Origin of the sequence: Bacillus sp. UMB0728, assembly GCF_002858875.1 — a bacterium.
GTDB classification, from domain to species: domain Bacteria; phylum Bacillota; class Bacilli; order Bacillales; family Cytobacillaceae; genus Bacillus_AB; species Bacillus_AB infantis.
Window position 1 is genome coordinate 717,079 of record NZ_PKLA01000002.1, and the last position, 18,519, is coordinate 735,597.

The window sequence follows — 18,519 nt, forward strand, 5'->3', positions numbered from 1 at the left end:
AAGTCATTTCCCGCCAGGGGAAATGACTTTTTTTATTGATTCGGTACATATGCCTTCCATTTGCTGAGGTCAATCTGCTCTTTTTTGATCGCTTCTTCAGGGAATACAAATGTCCATGGTTTGCATGTATGAGGTTTCACTTCAAGATTATTGAGTGCAAAGCCTGCCTGTGCAACAATTTCGTTTGAAGCATCTTCGAGTGCAAGCGGGAGGTGCTCAAGGAAGATGCTTCGGTTGCTTGCATTACGGACCAGCAGGGTCACTGGGATGCTTCTGTTTTCGGATTGCCTTGCCTCAAGGCCCATAAAGTTCACTTCACCCTCCTTCAAAGGAGGAAGATTCTTGACGAACTCCTGCAATTTATTCTTTTGTTCTTCACCAAGCGACTCTTTCCAGCTTTCTTCAAGATCAAGTTCAAGGCCGGCAAGTGACTTTTGCTTCAGTTCAAAAACGAGCTTCCAGCCTTTAGCAGGAATGTCCTCTGCTAGTTTGTCTTCATTATTGAAAAGGAATCTCCACGGTCTGCAGGTCTGTGGAGGCAGTTCTCCGAATAAATCCATTTCAAAGCTTTTCCGGGCCAGCGGATTGCCTTCTTCATCTACAATGACCAAATCCATGATCTCAAAAGAAACCGGCTTGGGAAGTGTGCTCTGCAAAAAAGCTGTAACGACGAACCCGTCTTCATATTCATAAAGATTGATCCCGTTGATTGAAAGCTGGTTGGGCTGAAGCCCGGGCAGCTTTTGGTGATTAAATTGGAACACATACTTTTCCTGGGGAGTGAGCTCCCATTCCGGATGGTAGGATAATTCCGTTTTTATGCCCGTTTCTTCGGAATCAGGGGCTTGATCTACGCCTTGCCCGCCTATAGCAGGGACAACATCTGGCGTTTGTTCTGTATGTTTCTTTTTCTTGCTGAATAATCCCATAATCGTCTCCTCCCTGTTGTTGAAATTCTATTCTTCAAGAAATTGCCTGATATAATATTGAGCCTGCCTGCTGTACTTTGCATCAAGTTCTGCGAGGAAGTGCATAAATTCATCGAAGCCTTCCATTTCATAAAGCCTGTACGGATCTTCCTGGCCGTAGCCGCGGATATTGATGCCTTCACGCATTTGAACCATAAGCTCCATATGAACAACCCAGGAACGGTCCAGGGTCTGAAGCATCATGAGTTTGATCTGATTCTGGAATTCTGCATTCTCTTCCAGTGAATCCAAAACCTTAATATACTCTTTAAACAGCTCGTCAAGCTTGGCTTGAATCTCTTTCTTCTCCAGTCCTTCCAGTGAGTTTTCCGGGAAAGGGATTTCTCCCAGAATCAAGGCCAGCTCTTCATACAGGCCGCCGATGGCCCAATCTTCCGGCAGCTGGCTCTCAGGGCAGTACTGGTCAACCAGCCTTTCTAAATGCTTTTTCAGAGATTCTTTCAGTGTTTCATTAAAGCTGCTTGCTTCCAGTATATAATTCCGCTTTTTGTAGATGATCTTGCGCTGCTGGTCTACAACGTCATCCAGCTTTAATAAGTGATTCCGAGCTGAGAAGTGTGAACTCTCTACTGTTTCCTGAACCTTATTTACAAACTTAACTGGATTCGGCGCGATGACCAGGCCGCTGCTGTCCGTCTTGATCTTCTTTTTCCATTTATCGTATTCTTCTTTGTCATAGCTGTTGAAAATGTCGTCCTCAAGGGAAATGATGAATTGAGTGGAGCCGGGATCGCCCTGACGTCCGGATCTTCCCCTTAGCTGCATATCTATCCGTGCACTTTCATGCAGCTCTGTCCCAATAATATGCAGGCCGCCTAGCTCCTTCACAGTTTCTTCGAGAAGGATGTCGGTTCCGCGCCCGGCCATATTGGTGGACAGCATCACCTGCTTTTCCTGACCGGCTTTAGATATGATTTTTGCTTCATCTTCTTCTGTTTTCGCATTCAGGATCCGATGTGGAATCCCGGCTTCAGCCAAATGGTTAGACAGCTTTTCAGATTGCTCAATCGATGTTGTACCGATTAAAACAGGCCGTCCCAGCTTATTGAGCCTGTCCACTTCAGAAACGATCTTTGCTGCCTTGGACCGGTAATCTGCATAAACGAGGGGATCTTGATCTATCCGGGCATTAGGCATATTGGTCGGTATCGCTACAACTTTAAGGTAATAAGTTTCAAAAAACTCTTTCTTAGCAGGCAAGGCACTGCCTGTCATGCCGGAAAGTGTTGCATACATCCTGAAATAGTTCTGGACAGTTATTGATGCCTGTGTCTGGTTTTCTTCCTTTACGGTTACGCCTTCCTTTGCCTCGATGGCCTGGTGAAGGCCGTCGCTGAATGTCCTGCCTTCCATGATGCGGCCTGTGAACTGGTCAACAAGGAGAATATCGTCTCCTTTGACTATATAGTCGACATCTTTTCTCATGACAACATGGGCACGGAGGGACTGCATAATGTTATGCAGAAGTTCACGGTGTTCTGCATCATACAGATTTTCCAGGCCAAATGCCTTCTCGAAGGCTGTGGCCCCTTCATCTGTAAGGTTGATCTGCTTTGTTTCAGGATAAAAGTCATACTCTACACCTGCTTTAAAGTCTTTAACGACTTCAGAGGTAATGTAAAATAGCTCTGTTGCTATATCAGATTTACTTGCAATGATAAGCGGGGTCCGTGCTTCATCAATCAGGATGCTGTCGATCTCATCCACAATTGCATAGTGAAGGGGACGCTGCACTTTCTCTTCTATGTTGGAGACCATATTATCCCGGAGGAAGTCAAACCCGAATTCTGTTCCGGTACCATAGGTAATATCCGCTTCATATGCCTGTCGCTTTTCCTGCTCGCTGATTTGCGAAATATTCAGGCCTGCTTCCAGACCAAGGAATGAAAATACCTTGCCCATTTGCTCGAAGTCCCTTTTGGCAAGGTATTCATTGGCAGTGATGACATGCACGCCTTTGCCTTCCAGTGCCTTCAAATAACTTGGAAGGGTGGCTACAAGAGTTTTTCCTTCGCCGGTCTGCATTTGGGCGATGCCGCCTTCAAGCATGACGAGCCCGCCAAGGAGCTGGACTTCATAGTGCCTTAACCCCAGTACCCGTTTGGCAGCTTCCCGCACGATGGCAAAAGCCTCTTCTTTTATGTCTTCGACAGTCGCACCGCCGGCGAGCTTTTCTTTGAGGTAGGATGTCGATTCTTTCAATTCTTTGTCAGACAGCGCTTTGATTTTTTTCTCAAGCCCGTTTATATTAGTCACATGTTTATATAGACGTTTGAGTTCAGCGGAATCTTCATTAAATATCCTTTTCATTAATGAAATCATGTTGCTCTCTCCTAAGCTTTATTTCTAGCTAAATTATACCATATTATGTAGTATAATATATTTTTATGGCAATTCCTCAGTTAATTTTTGACATAATATCTTATAATCTATGAGATTGTAACTTTTTGTTTGTTTAGTCGTCTATATTAGAGGGAATTTCCATTTGAGGTCGAAATTTTATAGAGACTTTAGGGCTGTTTGGGGTGATAATGAGAGAGAAAGAAGGAATAGTGCCTCGTCGGAATATTTAGGATAATGAAAATAATTGAATTCTTTATAAAATGTGATACGATGATTCTGATTGAATTAAAGGCACCATATAAATCTTCTAAAAAGGTGGATTCATTTGGATATTAAATATATAGCCGCTTTTATAGCTGCTTTTGCTGTTTCAATATTGATTACGCCGCTGGTAATAAAATTTGCACATATGATTGGGGCGGTCGATAAACCGAATCAGAGAAAAGTCCACTCCAGAATCATGCCGCGTCTTGGAGGGCTCGCCATATTCATCGGGGTTCTTGCAGGCTACTTCGTCGGTGGCCTTCATAACGAGAAGATAACTGGAATTTCAGTTGGTGCCATCATCATTATCGTTGTGGGAATCCTGGATGATAAATATGAGCTTTCAGCCAAATACAAGCTTGCAGGCCAATTGCTTGCAGCAGCTGCCGTGGTGGGAAGCGGACTGACGATCGACCTATTGACGATTCCTTTTATCGGCACATATGATCTGAGCTTCTGGACCTATCCGATTACAGTGATTTGGATTGTGGCCATCACTAATGCCATTAATTTAATTGATGGGCTTGATGGATTATCTGCCGGTATATCGTCAATTGTCATTGCGACAATTGCCCTCCTTGCTGGAATCGCAGGGAAGCCGATGATATTGATGATGTCCCTGATCCTGCTTGCGAGCACACTTGGATTTCTGTTCCATAACTTCCATCCGGCCAAGATTTTTATGGGGGATACAGGGGCTTTGTTCCTGGGGTATTCCATATCCATCCTGTCCCTGCTCGGGCTGTATAAAAGTGTAACTCTATTCAGTTTCATTGTCCCGATCATCATTTTAGGTGTTCCCATTTTCGATACAGCTTATGCAATATTAAGAAGAATTGTCAATAAAAGGCCGATCTCCTCGCCGGATAAGTCTCATTTGCATCACAGGCTGCTGGCGCTGGGTTTGTCACACCGTACAACGGTCCTGACTATTTACGCATTTGGTATTCTTTTTAGCGTAAGTGCCATACTATTCACAACACAAACTCTATGGGGCAGTTTATTGATCATCTTTGGACTGCTGCTTATAACAGAAATACTGGCAGAAACAATCGGTCTTGTGCACGAAAGGTATAAGCCTGTGATCAAGATATACCGTAAAGTTACTGGCAGACAATAAGTATAGGCCGTTTGTGGACGACCCGCAAACGGCTTTTTATAAGGAAAAAAAGCTTTAAGATATGCTCCCTGACCAATTGCCTTTGCTCTTTTTCTTAATTTGTCATAAATGGATATCGAATTATGTCTAATTTCGCCTTCCATTGTGATAAAATAAAAATCTATCTCAAACGCAAAAATGGAGGAATTCTTTTATGAAAATCCCTATGCTGGATCTAAGTGAACAATACCAAGGCTTAAGAGATGAAATGCTGAAGGTTCTCGATGAAGTAATGAGCTCTTCCCGATTCATCCTTGGCGATAATGTGAAAAAACTCGAAAAAGATGTAGCAGAATATAGCAATGTTGCCCATGGTATCGGATGCGGTAATGGAAGTGATGCCATACATATTTCACTGCAGGCTGCAGGTGTAAAGGACGGGGATGAGGTTATTACAACTCCTTTCACATTCTTTGCTACAGGCGGAGCGATCGTACGAGCAGGAGGGAAGCCGGTCTATGTTGATATTGACCCGGTTACTTTCAATATTGATCCTGTAAAAATCGAAGAAGCTATCACAGATAAAACAAAGGCTATCATTCCTGTCCATCTTTATGGGCAAATGGCCGATATGGAACGCATTCGTGAAATCGCAGATAAGCATGGCCTTGCTGTTATTGAAGATGCTGCCCAGGCAATTGGTGCCAAACATAATGGAAAGACTGTTGGTGAGCTTGGTACAGCCGCAACATACAGTTTCTTCCCGACAAAAAACCTTGGCGCCTATGGCGATGCAGGCATGATTGTAACAAATGATGATGAGATTGCTGAAAGCTGCAGGGTTATCCGTGTTCATGGAAGCAAGCCTAAATACTACCATCATGTTCTTGGCTATAACAGCCGTCTTGATGAACTCCAGGCTGCAGTGCTGAATGTGAAATTCCCTCACTTGAATGACTGGAGTGAAATGAGAAGGGAAAGAGCCGCTTATTACACTAAGCTCCTGAATGAAAGACTTGGAGATCTTGTGGCGACTCCAGTTGAGAAGGAAGGCAATTACCATGTATTCCACCAGTACACAATCCGGGTGGAAAAGCGTGATGAACTGCAGTCTTTCTTGAAGGATGAAGGGGTGGCAACAATGATTTATTACCCGCTGCCGCTGCATGTCCAGCCTGTGTTCCAAAACCTTGGCTATAAAGAAGGGGACCTTCCTATTTCCGAGAAGGCAGCAGCTGAAGCACTTTCACTGCCGATGTTCCCTGAACTGAAACCGGAGCAGCAGGAATATGTAGTAGAAAAGATTGCTCAATTCTTCAACAAATAATATATAAGGAACGTCGCCGGTAGGGGGCGTTTCTTTACTTGCTCAAAAACACACACAAACATTCTTGCAGGACTGAAGAAAGAAGGGGTGCTCTGATTGGCAGAACAAAAAAAGTTTGTTTTATATGAGTATTTATTATTTTTCTGGAAAAAGAAATGGTCTTTCCTGATCATTCCCATTATTTTCGCTTTGCTTGGATTTGCTGCTTCCTATGTTATTTCTACAGATGCGAAATATACAGGTAATGCGACTTTGTTTACAGGTTCCATTAAGCTGAAGGCTCTAACTAATCCTGAAAATATTATAAAGGATTTTGGAGATGGTGTGGATGGGGAAGTTGACGCTTTTGTTTCAAGCGACAGCTATATTAAGATAAAGATTAAGCAGGATGACCGTGAAGAGCTTAAAAAGGATCTAAATGCCATGGCTGGAAGAATTGAGAGTGCACTGGTTAAGGACTATGATCTCAGGAAAGAAGTGACGGAGAACTATCTCCAAGTGCTCGATGAAAGAGCTGAAAATCTAAATGCTTCCATTCGGGCGATGGAACCTATCCTGGAAAGGGACTTGCCAATAACGCAATATCAAGATATAACTCTGAGTTATACTGCTGCTCAAAGTGAGTTGTCTGAAACAACAGTAGCCAAACAGCGAGTGACTAATGACTTGAATACATTCGAACCACCATCAGTAATCGTCAACCAAGTCACCCAAGCAGACACAAACAAAACTGAACTGACCATTGCAGGCTTAATCCTGGGTGTCCTTTTCACCCTTGTATTCCTTATCTTTTGGAAATATATTATCGAAGCAAGGAGATATTACAATCATGATTAACTTTGCCATTGTAGGGATGGGCCATATTGCGAAAAAGCATATGGATGCCATTGAAAACGCTGAAGGGGCAAACTTGTTCGCAGTATGTGACACAAACCCCGGCCGTCTTGAAGAAGTACAAAGAGAAAATGTTAAAAAATATACAGACCTCAACGAAATGCTTGCTGAAAATCCGGAGATCCACGTTGTGAACATCTGTGTACCTTCCGGACTGCATGCACGATTGACGAAAATCGTTGCGGACCATAAAAGGCATATCATCGTTGAAAAGCCGATGTCATTGAAGCTTCAGGACTCTATCGACATGATTGGCTATGCAAAGGAGAATGGTGTGAAGCTGGCGGTTGTCCATCCAAATCGTTTCCGTCCTGCTGTCCAGCTTCTTAAGGAGCATATGGATGCCGGTGCTTTTGGAAAGCTTAGCCACGCTAATGCAACAGTCCGCTGGAATCGGAACCAGGCTTATTTTGACCAGGCAGAATGGCGGGGGACGAAAGAGTTTGACGGCGGAGTGCTAATGAACCAGGCAATCCATGACCTTGACCTTATGCTTTGGCTGATGGGCCCTGTAGAGTCTGTACAGGCAATGGCCGCAACCCGTCTGCGCAAAATCGAGACAGAGGATGTTGCGGCAGCAGTAGTGCAATTTAAAAACGGTGCTTTAGGCGTTATTGAAGCAGCCACTACGATTTATCCAAAGAACCTGGAGGAGTCTCTTTCTATTTTCGGAGAAACTGCGTCTGTAAAGGTCAGCGGAAGGACGGCGAACTTTATCGAGACTTGGGATATCGAGGGTGTGAGTGAGGAAGAAAGCCAGGCAGCCAAGGAGCAGGTGAAGGCAGATCCTTTCGGGAAACCTGGCCACCAGTGGATCATCGAAGATATGGTACAGGCTGTGCAAGAAAATCGTAACCCAATTGTAACTGGCGAAGATGGATTGGCTCCGGTAAAATTAATACTGTCTATTTTAGAATCCGCTGAAACCGGAAAAAAAGTCTTTATTCAATAAAGGAGAAGAATATAATGAATTCTTATGAATCTTTAATTAATAAAATTGAAAATAAAGAAGCTGTCATCGGTGTTGTGGGCCTTGGTTATGTTGGCTTGCCGCTTGCTGTTGAAAAAGCTAAAGCAGGCTACAAGGTCATCGGTTTTGATGTACAGGCATCCAGGGTTGAACAGGTTAATATGGGAATCAACTATATCGGTGATGTAGTGGACCAGGATCTGGCAGATATGATCAAGAGCGGCCAGCTCGTTGCTACAACGGATTATGCACGCATCCAGGAAGTTGATGCTGCAGCCATCTGTGTGCCTACTCCTCTTGACATCTATCAGCAGCCGGATACATCTTATGTTGAAAGTTCTTCAAAAGAAATCGCTAAGTATGCACATGAAGGCATGCTGGTTGTTCTTGAATCAACTACGTACCCTGGCACAACTGAGGAGATTGTGAAGCCGGCCCTTGAGGAAAAAGGTCTGGTAACAGGTGAAACTGTTTTCATCGCCTACTCACCTGAGCGTGTAGATCCGGGGAATAAGCAATTCAAAACAAAAAATACGCCGAAAGTTGTCGGTGGAATCACTGAAAATTGTACAAAAGTGGCAGCATCACTTTACCGCAATGTACTTGAAGGTGATGTACATGAAGTATCAAGCCCTGCCATTGCAGAAATGGAAAAGATTTTTGAAAATACGTTCCGTCATATCAATATTGCATTATCCAATGAAATGGCGATCCTCTGCGAAAAAATGGGGATTGATGTATGGGAAGTAATCGATGCTGCAAAAACAAAGCCTTATGGATTCATGGCATTCTATCCTGGACCAGGACTTGGAGGGCACTGTATTCCGATCGATCCTTTTTATCTGACTTGGAAGGCTCGTGAGTACAACTACCATACAAGGCTGATTGAACTAGCCGGTGAAATCAATAACAGTATGCCTGAGTATGTTATTACACGTTCCATGCAGGTCCTGAATGAAGATGGAAAAGCTCTTCGCGGTGCCAAAGTGGCAGTTCTTGGTGTTGCTTATAAGAAAGACATCGACGATGTGCGTGAGTCCCCAGTGCTGAAAATAGTTGAACTGCTGGAGCATCACGGTGCTGATTATAAAGTTGTCGATCCTTATGTATCTTCATTTAAAGCATGCAGCAAGAAAATTGAAACGGTTGAAATGACTAACGAACTTCTTAATGAAGCTGACCTTGTCCTTGTTACGACTGATCACAGCGATTTTGATTATGCTGCCATTGCAAAAGAAAGCAAAGTAATCTTTGATACACGCAATGCACTGAAAGATGTAGAGAAGCCAAACAAATACATTAAACTTTAATCACTACCTAAAGGGAGATCTGTTATGAATTTTATCGATTCTACAGCAACACTGGATGCATCCGTTAAGGTTGGCTATTTTTCAGTAATCGAGAAAGACGTCAAGATTGGAAAAAACGTTATCGTCGGGAATAGGGTAACGATACATGAAGGTACTACTATTGGCGATCATACAACGATTGCAGACGGTGCGGTGGTTGGGAAGCCGCCAAAACCGGCAAAAACAAGCACAGTAAAATTGAGCGGCGACATTCCTGCCCTTGCCATTGGCGAAGAAGTGACAATCGGTGCAAACTGTGTCATTTACAGGGGAGCTGTAATCGGAGCAAATACTTTGATTGCTGATTTGGCAAGCGTCAGGGAAAATGTTGAAATTGGCGATTATGTGATTGTCGGCAGAGGAGTTACTGTTGAAAACTATGTGAAGATTGGAACCCGCACAAAGATCCAATCCAACTCTTATATCACTGCCTATACGACCCTTGAGGAGCAAGTCTTTATTGCTCCTTGTGTCACGACGACCAATGACAACTTCATGGGCCGGACAGAAGAGCGCTTTGATAAAATCAAGGGTGCAACAGTGAAAAAAGGAGCCCGCGTTGGCGGAGCCTCCATCATTCTTCCAGGCATTACAATTGAAGAAGAGACCTTCGTAGCAGCCGGAGCATTGGTGACAAAAGATACTGAGCCAAAGGCGCTTGTTAAAGGCGTCCCGGCAAAATTTGTACGCAATGTAGATGACCGGGAGCTGTTATAGGGTGCTCGCCCAGATTAAGCGTTTAGGAGCGGATTCGCTCCTTTACGCATTTATGAACGTAGGAACGAAGCTGATTGCTTTTATCATGCTGCCGATATACACTTCTTTTCTGCCTGATCCGGCAGAATACGGAGTACTGGATTATTTGGACCGGATCACTTCAATGCTCACTTTCATTGTTATCTTTGGAACTGATTCCGCTCTTGCTTTTTATTATTTTGATACTGAAGATAAGAAGAAAAAGCTGCAGTATGTCAGGACAGTAATGGGCTTCAGACTCATGGTCGTTATGCTTACAGGGCTTGTAGTCCTGGCTGCAGGACCATGGCTTTCTAAGGTGATGCTCGATGATCCGAGCCTGTTTTACCTGCTGTACATAGCCGCAGGTGTGCTGCTGCTCGATACGGTGATTGCACTTGTATTGACAGTACTGCGATATGAATTTTTTACGAAGAAGGTAGTAATCACCACGATTCTTAAAATGCTGCTGATCGCTTTGCTCTCATATGCTTTCCTGAAGTTTATTTCTCCTTCAGTCGAGGGCATACTTTACGGCAGGATTGCAAGCGGTGCTATTATCATCTTCCTGCTTTTGAAGCCAAGCATCCAGTATCTTAAAGTTTCGTTCAACAAAGACATACTTAAGGAAATCCTGAAGTATGCTGCTCCGCTTGTTCCTGCATCGCTGGCATTTTGGGTTATCGTCAATGCAAATGTTTTCTTCCTTAAAGAGTTCTCTTCTTTCAGGGAAGTGGGGATTTACGGAACAGCGATAAAATTTGCAACCCTGATCACTCTGCTGACAAGCGGGGTCCAGATGGCATGGAGGCCATTTTCCATGTCGCTTAAAGAAAAAAAGGACAGTCCTGTCCTATTTTCTAAACTGTATTATGCTATCCTGCTGGTTGGCGGTTTCGGCATTCTCTTTGTGGCAACCTTTATGCCGTGGATCATTACACTTTTAAGTGATAAATATCATGAAGCATATAAATATGTGGCAGTATTATCTGCAGCAACATTTTTGAATTTCTACTATATGATCATCTCAGTGGGAATTTTCTTTACCAAGAAAACAAAGCTTATATCATATGCTTTTGGCATGGCAGCAGTCATCAATATTGGGCTGAACTTTTTGCTGATACCGGCCTTCTCCATATGGGGCAGCGTTGCAGCTTATTTGGTTTCTTATCTGATAGCAATTACTTATATCTTTTATAAAAGCCAGCAGCTGTATTTTATACCGGTGTCATTTGCGAAAATGGCATTTTTATTTATGTCGGCACTTGCATCTGTCTTTGCCATTGTCTATATCCAGGAAGGCGGCCTGCCCTCCATCTATATCCTCTATGTATGGCTTGCTTACCTTGCCATCATGCTCCTGTCACGTGTGGATAAGGATTTGAGAGGTAAACGCGCGAAGGAAACTTTATAAGTAGATAGGTGATCACGTAATGGACCATCATATTCTCATTCATAATAAACATTTAATTAAAGAAGTGAATTTTCCCACCGGTACCGTTCATTTTGGCGGATATATACAATATCAGGGTATAGTCTATACTGCTGATAACCTTAAGGATATCGGCAGTGCTCCAAACTTCTTCCTTGAGCACCTGGCAGAACTTAGAGGAGAATTTGCCATAGCCTTTCACACTGGAGATGGCATGGTTGCCATTGCAGACCGGAAACGGAGCATTCCCTTATTTTATGCCAAAGAAGGGGACAGCTGGCTGATCACAGATAAGATTTCCGGCCATAACGGGGGAAGCTATAATGAAACTTCGGTAAAAGAATTCATATTGACAGGTTTCACTGCCAATGACCGGACTCTTTATCACGATTTGTTTCAGGTGGAAGCAGGGTCTTATGTTAAAATAACAGAGGGTGGATCTGTAGAAAAAGAAGAGTATTATCAATACTATCACCACCCGGAGAACAAGACTCTTGAAGAGTTCAGCTTGGAGTTGAAGGACCTTTTCTATACGGTGTTTGAGGATCTTTCCAAACGTATCCAAGGCAAAACGCCTATCCTTCCCCTGAGCGGGGGATATGACTCCAGAATCATCGCCCTTCTGCTCAAGGAGTTCGGCGTCAAGAATATCAAATCATTCACCTATGGCAAGCGAGGAAATAAAGAGTCGCTTGTAAGTAAAGATATAGCCGACAAACTTGGTTTTGAATGGACCTTCATTGAATATAAAAAAGAAAAATGGGAAAAGTGGTATCAATCCAAGGAATGGAAAAGTTATGTCGACTTTGCTGTTAATGGATCTTCCATGGCCCATTTGCAGGATTGGCCGGCAGTAGCCCAAATTGTCAAAGAAAATGATGATCAATATGTATTCATCCCAGGCCACTCCGGTGATTTCATAGCAGGAAGCCACTTAGCCTATGAGATTACGGAGGACAGGCAGTTTTCCCGGGATGATGTGGTGGATTTCATTCTCCAGAAGCACCATAAACTATGGGATATGGGACGTGGAATCAAAGAGAGCGGATCAGATATAGTCGCAGAAATTAAAAAATCATTCGGGAGCCTGCCATACCAGTCGAATGAAGAGGCCAGCGCATTATTTGAATACTGGGACTGGAAGGAGAGGCAGGCGAAATTCATCATCAACTCTGTAAGGGTTTATGAATACTATCAGAAAGACTGGGAAATCCCTCTTTGGGACGACCGCCTGATGGATTTCTTCCTCAAGGTCCCTGTGAGCCTGCGTTTTAAAAAATATTTATACGACTATACGCTTCATATCATGTATCCTGACTATTTTCCAAAGCCCGCCCAGCCCGCTGGGAAGGAAACTTCCCTAAAGGAAAAGTATGGAGCATTCTATCATACCGCAAAGAAGCTGTATAACAAGAAGAAGCTTTACCAGCAGTATTATACAGAACCGATGGAATGGTATGGTATTTATGAAAGCTATCCCAAATACTTAGCTGAACTTTCCTTTAAGCAGGATAGGATAAAATATACACAGCCTTATAATATAAATTCGTTTTTGGTTAAAGACTATATTAAAAGCCTGAAAGGTGATTCCTGATGAAAGTACTTACTATCCTTGGGGCCAGACCCCAATTCATTAAAGCAGCCCCTGTTTCGCGCGCACTTAGCCGCCATATGGATGAAATCATTGTCCATACCGGACAGCACTACGATGCCAATATGTCTGATATCTTTTTTGAAGAGCTCCACATCCCGAAGCCGCATTATCAATTAGGTGTAGGATCAGGAAACCATGGAAAGCAGACAGGCGAAATGCTTGCAAAGATTGAAGAGATTGTATTAAAAGAGACTCCAGACTATCTGATGGTGTATGGGGACACGAATTCAACACTTGCGGGTGCGCTGGTTGCCGCTAAGCTCCATGTACCGGTCATCCATATCGAGGCAGGCTTGAGAAGCTTCAATAAGAAGATGCCTGAAGAGGTAAACCGCATCATGACCGACCATGTCTCTGAGTTCCTTTTCTGCCCGACCGATACAGCTGTTGAGAACCTGAAGAATGAAAATATTACCCATAATGTCTTTAATATCGGTGATGTTATGTATGATGCTGTGCTGTATAATCGCGAATTGGCAGCAGAGAAATCTTCAATACTTTCAGAGAACAGCCTGACCGAAAAAGGCTATCACCTGATTACCGTACACCGTGCAGAAAACACTGATGATATTGACAATATGAAAAACATCCTTGAAGCCTTCTCACAAATAGAGGATATGAAAGTTTGGCCAATCCATCCGCGGACAAAGCACAAGCTTGCTTCCTATGGTATCAGCCTGGAAGATATCCCTAACCTGAAAGTTATCGATCCTGTTGGCTACCTGGATATGCTGACATTAGTGGCCAATTCCAAAAAAATCGTTACAGATTCTGGCGGCGTCCAGAAAGAGGCCTACTTCATGAAGGTTCCTTGCGTAACCGTCAGGGAACAGACTGAATGGGTTGAAACCCTTGCCGGGGAGGCCAATATCCTTACAGGGACAGATACTGCCAAGATTGTGGAAGCTGTCAATAAAAAGGTGGAACCGCAATACAAAGAAGTTTTTGGAGATGGAAAAGCTTCCGAAAAAATTGCTGAGCTGATCAGCAAAAGATAAAGTAGGTGTCCATTCATGCTCGCAATTTTGATTTGGCTGACTGTTACACTCATTTCTGTATCCCTGTTTTACAGGATATCCGGAAGCCTGTCGCTATTTAAGCCAAATTTAAACTCGCTTATCTTTTATTATTCTTTGTTTGTGTCCTGCTATATAGGCAGCCTGCTGATTGCTTTGGATATCGATCATTACTATATGATTAATAAGCTGGACCATGATGCATACAGATGGATCGGCTTTGGAGCTGTATCTTTTGTAATGATTATGCTGCCGCTTACGATGTATGTCGTCAGCAAGCTGGCCGGTTTTGATGCAAAAAAAGAATTTAATGCTTATATAAGCAAACCGATAAAGATTGATTCCAGCGGCAAGAAAAATGAATTTTATCTCATTTTTCTTGCACTATCTGTCATTTGCATGCTGGCTGTCATGTATACCTTGCTGAAAACAGTCCAGGTTCCGCTGATAGAGCTGCTGAAAGGCAATTTTTCGGAGCTTGGCAAACTGAGGATAGAAGCAGCTCGCAACTTTAGCGGAAATGTATATGTGCGAAATATATTCGCGATTGCCCTGACGCCTTTACTTTCTTTGATTTCCTATGTATATGCAGCTAAAACAAAGCAGCTAAAGTGGATATTTTTGTTTATGGCCTTGTTTGTTTTTGCCGTACTGATCAGTGTATATGACCTGGCCAAATCGCCGATTATATTTTACGCGATCATGTTTATTTTTGTAAGGATATACAGCGGCACTCTTGTTTTGAACAGATGGAAAATCTACCTTTATGGTATCAGCGGTGGCACCCTGGTTATCCTTATGTATATATTTATCCAGGGTGTCGATGACCTGGGTTCCTATTTCTCTTATTCGTCCGGCCCAATTGGCAGGATCATCCTTGCGCAAATTGCTCCGACCTTTCTGCACTTGAATATTTTTGGTGAGTCCATTCCATTCTTGAATGGAAGCAGCCTTCCATCCATCCTGATTGGCTGGTTTGATATGGAACAGGTCCGGTCTGCAAGGCTTGTAATGGCCAATGCATTCCCAGCAAGGGTTGCAGATGGCACCGGCGGTGTGCTGAATACTCTTTATATTGCAGAAGCATATGCCAATTTTGGCTATATGGGTATCTTCCTTGGCACATTGTACGTAGGGATATTCGTGCAGCTGCTGTACATTGTCTTTATAAGGCTGCCTAAGAATCCGGTACTTTTATGTCTGTTCATTTATTTCTCAATCAATATTCCACGTACATTGGTTGGCGGATTTACAGATTTTCTCTTTAATCCTATTTGGATCTTTATTACATTCTTATTTGCCGGCATCCTCTTATTCGTTAAACTCAGGGAAGATCTCGCTTCCTTTTATCTAAAGAGGAAGTCTGGCAACCAATTATAAGGAGAAGCTTTATGAAATCAGTTTTGCTATATTATCCATTCAGGCTTGCAGAAAACGCCAACAGCGGATCTAAGCTGCGTCCTATAGAAATCCATCGGGCATTTAAACAGTGGGGGGAAAGAGAAAAAGTAGAAATCCTCCTTCTGTCAGGCACTTCAGCCGAAAGAGATGCTATGTTTGATGAATGGAAGCAGCAGGGGAAATTGGATGATATCTGGTTCTGTTACATGGAGAACCAGACCATCCCATTTTGGCTTACAGATCCTGGCCACAAACCTCAGAGGCCTTTTGTCGATACAAAGGTGATGAAATTCCTTAAAAGCCGGCGAGTTCCTGTTGGCGTTTTTTACAGAGATGTATATTGGAAATTTGATGAGCTATATCCTTTAAAGGGAATTAAAAAAGCCGTCATGAAAACAATATACCGGATGGAAGAAAAGTTTTACGACAAATATTTCCAGGCTATCTTTCTGCCGAGTGATGCTATGGGCGCTTATGTGGACATTTCAAGGGAAAAGATCGCACTTCCTCCCGGAGGCAAATACAGGGGTTCTGATACCAGTAAAGTTCGCAGCCCAGGAGTCAAAAAGGGCTTATATGTCGGCGGGATTAATAATGAGGACTACGGGCTGTTCCTTCTCCTCGAAGCTATGGAGCTTGCCAACAGTGAGCAGGAAATCCTTAACCTGACGATTGTATGCAGGGAAGATGAGTTTGAAAAGCTTTCCGAAAAGAAAAAAGAGCTTATTATGAAGAAAAATGTCCAGGTCAAGCATATAAGCGGAGAGACACTGGATGAGCTTTACAAAGAAATGGATTTCGCATTTATCCCAAGATATAAAAGCACGTACAATGACTTTTCAGTACCGGTTAAGCTTGTCGAGTACTTATCTAATGATCTTCCGCTTGTTGCCACAAACTGCGAGGCGCAAAAGCAGATCATAGAAGAAGATGGCTATGGGATCATCTGTGAAGATAACCCTGAATCTATGGCAAAGGCTATAAAGAATATGGCTGAGCAGTCGGACAGCCTCAGGGAAAATATCAGGAATAGCTTTATGAAGAAGCATTCCTGGCTGGCAAGAGTAGAAAAAGTCAAGAACACGCTGGTAAAGGAGGAACTATGAGAGTATTGATTTTGGCGCCCAGCCGTTCCATCCATACACATAAATGGGCATTATACTATAAGAACAATGGGATTGACGTAAGGGTGGCAACCTTTCCGGACCATTATTCCGAGGAGAATGCCCGGGAGATAGATACAATTGTCCTGCCAAAGCTACTGCCAGGCAAACTGTCATACTTTTCAAGCGTGTTCGCAGTAAAGAAAGCGATCAGGCAATTTAAGCCCGATATCCTTCATGCCCATTATGTTTCGAGCTATGGGCTCGTCGGTGCTCTTGCTGATTTTAAGCCATTTTACGTGTCGGTCTGGGGAAGGGATATTTTCCAATTCCCTCAGCAGGGATCCATCAACAAAAAGATTGTGGATTACACGCTCCAAAAAGCAAGTGTCATCTGTTCCACCAGCCATATTATGGCGAAGGAAACGAATAAGTATACAAATAAAAAAGTATTTGTTACGCCATTTGGAGTCGACATGAAGAAATTCCGTCCCATTGAAGGATTGCGCACACCTGATGCCATTACGATTGGGACAGTTAAAGCTTTATCAGATAAATATGGAATAGGCGATCTCATCACCGCTTTTGCTGAAATCCATAAAAAGAATCGGAACACAGAGCTGCTCATCGTGGGAGATGGTCCGCAAAGAGCAGAATACGAGGAGATGGCAGAACGGCTTGGAATTTCTCCGGCCACGACTTTTACTGGCAGAGTACCGAATGATGCTGTACCAGAGTATATCAATAAGATTGATGTCTTTGCAGTTCCTTCAACAGAAGACAGCGAAAGCTTCGGTGTTGCGGCAGTAGAATCAATGGCCTGCGGTGTCCCTGCGGTTGTTTCAAATGTAGGGGGCCTTCCCGAGGTGGTAATCGAGGGCAGGACAGGCTATGTCGTGCCGAAGGAAAATCCGGAAGAATTGGCTAAGGCAATCTTTGCGCTTATAGATAATCCTGAAGAGCGGCGCAAGATGGGTGATGCCGGAATTGTCCATGTAAAGGAGAACTATAATTGGACAGATAATGCCGATGGTATGCTGAAACTATATGAAGAGACACTGTCAAAGGGGATGAATTCATGATAAAAAAAGCCGTAATTCCTGCAGCAGGATTGGGGACAAGGTTCCTGCCTGCAACAAAAGCACAGCCAAAGGAAATGCTGCCGATCGTGGACAAGCCAACTATTCAATACATTATTGAGGAAGCTGTAGAGTCGGGCATTGAAGATATCATCATTGTAACAGGACGGAATAAACGCGCAATTGAAGACCATTTCGACAAGTCGGTCGAGCTAGAGATGCTGCTGGACCGGACAGGCAAGGAAGAAATGCTCGAGGTTGTTGAAAGAATTTCAAATCTGGTGGATATCCACTATGTCAGACAGAAGGAGCCGCTCGGTCTTGGACATGCCGTTCTTTGTGCAAGAAAGTTCATTGGCAATGAACCTTTTGCTGTCCTGCTGGGTGATGATATTGTCGACAGTGAGGTGCCTGCCCTCAAACAGATGATTGATCAATACAATACTGTACAATCAAGTATTCTGGGCTGCAACGAGGTCCCTCGGTCTGAAGTGAATAAGTATGGAATCGTCGATTATTCAGATCAGTCCGGCCAGCTGTATAAAGTTAAAAGCCTTGTAGAAAAGCCGGCAGTGGAAGAAGCTCCTTCCACGCAAGCCATAGTAGGGCGCTATTTGCTGACGCCGGCCATATTTGATATGCTGGAAACCATCAAGCCTGATAAAAAGGGTGAAATCCAGCTTACCGACGCCATTGACAAGCTTCTGGAGTCGGAATCAATTTATTCTTACATCCTTCAAGGCAGCCGCTATGATGTCGGCGACAAATTCGGCTTCCTCCAGGCTTCGATTGATTATGCATTAAAGAGGCCGGATCTAAAGGACAAGCTGGAGAGTTACCTTAAGCAAATCATAAGAAAATAAT

15 protein-coding genes are annotated in these 18,519 nt (G+C 43.4%); 13 read left to right on the plus strand and 2 right to left on the minus strand.

The features are described from left to right. Window positions 1-32 precede the first annotated feature (32 nt). Together CYJ37_RS09165 and secA2 are read right to left on the minus strand one after the other, a co-directional pair. Window positions 33-929, minus strand: coding sequence for an accessory Sec system S-layer assembly protein (locus CYJ37_RS09165; RefSeq protein WP_101549303.1), 897 nt, complete (start codon window positions 927-929; stop codon window positions 33-35). Window positions 930-956: 27 nt separating this feature from the next. Next, window positions 957-3,311, minus strand: coding sequence for an accessory Sec system translocase SecA2 (gene secA2, locus CYJ37_RS09170; RefSeq protein WP_101549305.1), 2,355 nt, complete (start codon window positions 3,309-3,311; stop codon window positions 957-959). Window positions 3,312-3,657: 346 nt separating this feature from the next. Here secA2 and CYJ37_RS09175 point away from each other — a divergent pair, with 346 nt between their 5' ends. From CYJ37_RS09175 to galU, 13 genes are all read left to right on the plus strand, one after another. Further along, the gene (locus tag CYJ37_RS09175) at window positions 3,658-4,716 is read left to right on the plus strand and encodes a glycosyltransferase family 4 protein (protein ID WP_142385246.1); all 1,059 of its coding nucleotides are present in this window, start codon (window positions 3,658-3,660) and stop codon (window positions 4,714-4,716) included. A 193-nt stretch (window positions 4,717-4,909) separates the two neighbouring features. Continuing rightward, window positions 4,910-6,022, plus strand: coding sequence for a DegT/DnrJ/EryC1/StrS family aminotransferase (locus tag CYJ37_RS09180; RefSeq protein WP_101549306.1), 1,113 nt, complete (start codon window positions 4,910-4,912; stop codon window positions 6,020-6,022). A 96-nt stretch (window positions 6,023-6,118) separates the two neighbouring features. Next, complete coding sequence (locus tag CYJ37_RS09185; protein ID WP_101549307.1) at window positions 6,119-6,859, plus strand: hypothetical protein; 741 nt, start codon at window positions 6,119-6,121, stop codon at window positions 6,857-6,859. Next, a complete protein-coding gene (locus CYJ37_RS09190) occupies window positions 6,852-7,868 on the plus strand; it encodes a Gfo/Idh/MocA family protein (RefSeq protein WP_101549309.1) in 1,017 nt (338 codons plus the stop codon). The genes CYJ37_RS09185 and CYJ37_RS09190 overlap by 8 nt, the downstream gene beginning before the upstream one ends. A 14-nt stretch (window positions 7,869-7,882) precedes the next feature. Next, window positions 7,883-9,196 carry a nucleotide sugar dehydrogenase gene (locus CYJ37_RS09195; RefSeq protein WP_101549311.1) on the plus strand — a complete coding sequence of 438 codons (1,314 nt, stop codon included), beginning with the start codon at window positions 7,883-7,885 and terminating at the stop codon, window positions 9,194-9,196. Window positions 9,197-9,220: 24 nt separating this feature from the next. Further along, complete coding sequence (locus CYJ37_RS09200; protein WP_101549313.1) at window positions 9,221-9,952, plus strand: N-acetyltransferase; 732 nt, start codon at window positions 9,221-9,223, stop codon at window positions 9,950-9,952. Window position 9,953: 1 nt separating this feature from the next. Continuing rightward, window positions 9,954-11,384 carry a lipopolysaccharide biosynthesis protein gene (locus CYJ37_RS09205; protein WP_101549316.1) on the plus strand — a complete coding sequence of 477 codons (1,431 nt, stop codon included), beginning with the start codon at window positions 9,954-9,956 and terminating at the stop codon, window positions 11,382-11,384. Between the two features lie 19 nt (window positions 11,385-11,403). Then, window positions 11,404-12,996 (plus strand): asparagine synthetase B family protein, encoded by a 1,593-nt coding sequence (locus tag CYJ37_RS09210; RefSeq protein ID WP_101549318.1) that lies wholly within the window; start codon window positions 11,404-11,406, stop codon window positions 12,994-12,996. After that, window positions 12,996-14,054: a non-hydrolyzing UDP-N-acetylglucosamine 2-epimerase gene (gene wecB, locus CYJ37_RS09215; RefSeq protein WP_101549322.1), complete on the plus strand. Its 1,059-nt coding sequence runs from the start codon at window positions 12,996-12,998 to the stop codon at window positions 14,052-14,054. The genes CYJ37_RS09210 and wecB overlap by 1 nt, the downstream gene beginning before the upstream one ends. 15 nt (window positions 14,055-14,069) lie before the next feature. Continuing rightward, a complete protein-coding gene (locus CYJ37_RS09220; protein WP_101549325.1) occupies window positions 14,070-15,452 on the plus strand; it encodes an O-antigen polymerase in 1,383 nt (460 codons plus the stop codon). An 11-nt stretch (window positions 15,453-15,463) separates the two neighbouring features. Beyond that, window positions 15,464-16,579: a glycosyltransferase gene (locus tag CYJ37_RS09225; protein WP_101549327.1), complete on the plus strand. Its 1,116-nt coding sequence runs from the start codon at window positions 15,464-15,466 to the stop codon at window positions 16,577-16,579. Further along, a complete protein-coding gene (locus CYJ37_RS09230) occupies window positions 16,576-17,658 on the plus strand; it encodes a glycosyltransferase (protein WP_101549329.1) in 1,083 nt (360 codons plus the stop codon). The genes CYJ37_RS09225 and CYJ37_RS09230 overlap by 4 nt, the downstream gene beginning before the upstream one ends. Then, on the plus strand, window positions 17,655-18,518 hold the full coding sequence (gene galU / locus CYJ37_RS09235) for a UTP--glucose-1-phosphate uridylyltransferase GalU (RefSeq protein WP_101549331.1): 864 nt from the start codon (window positions 17,655-17,657) through the stop codon (window positions 18,516-18,518). Before CYJ37_RS09230 ends, galU begins: the two co-directional genes overlap by 4 nt. The last annotated feature ends 1 nt before the right edge of the window (window position 18,519 follow it).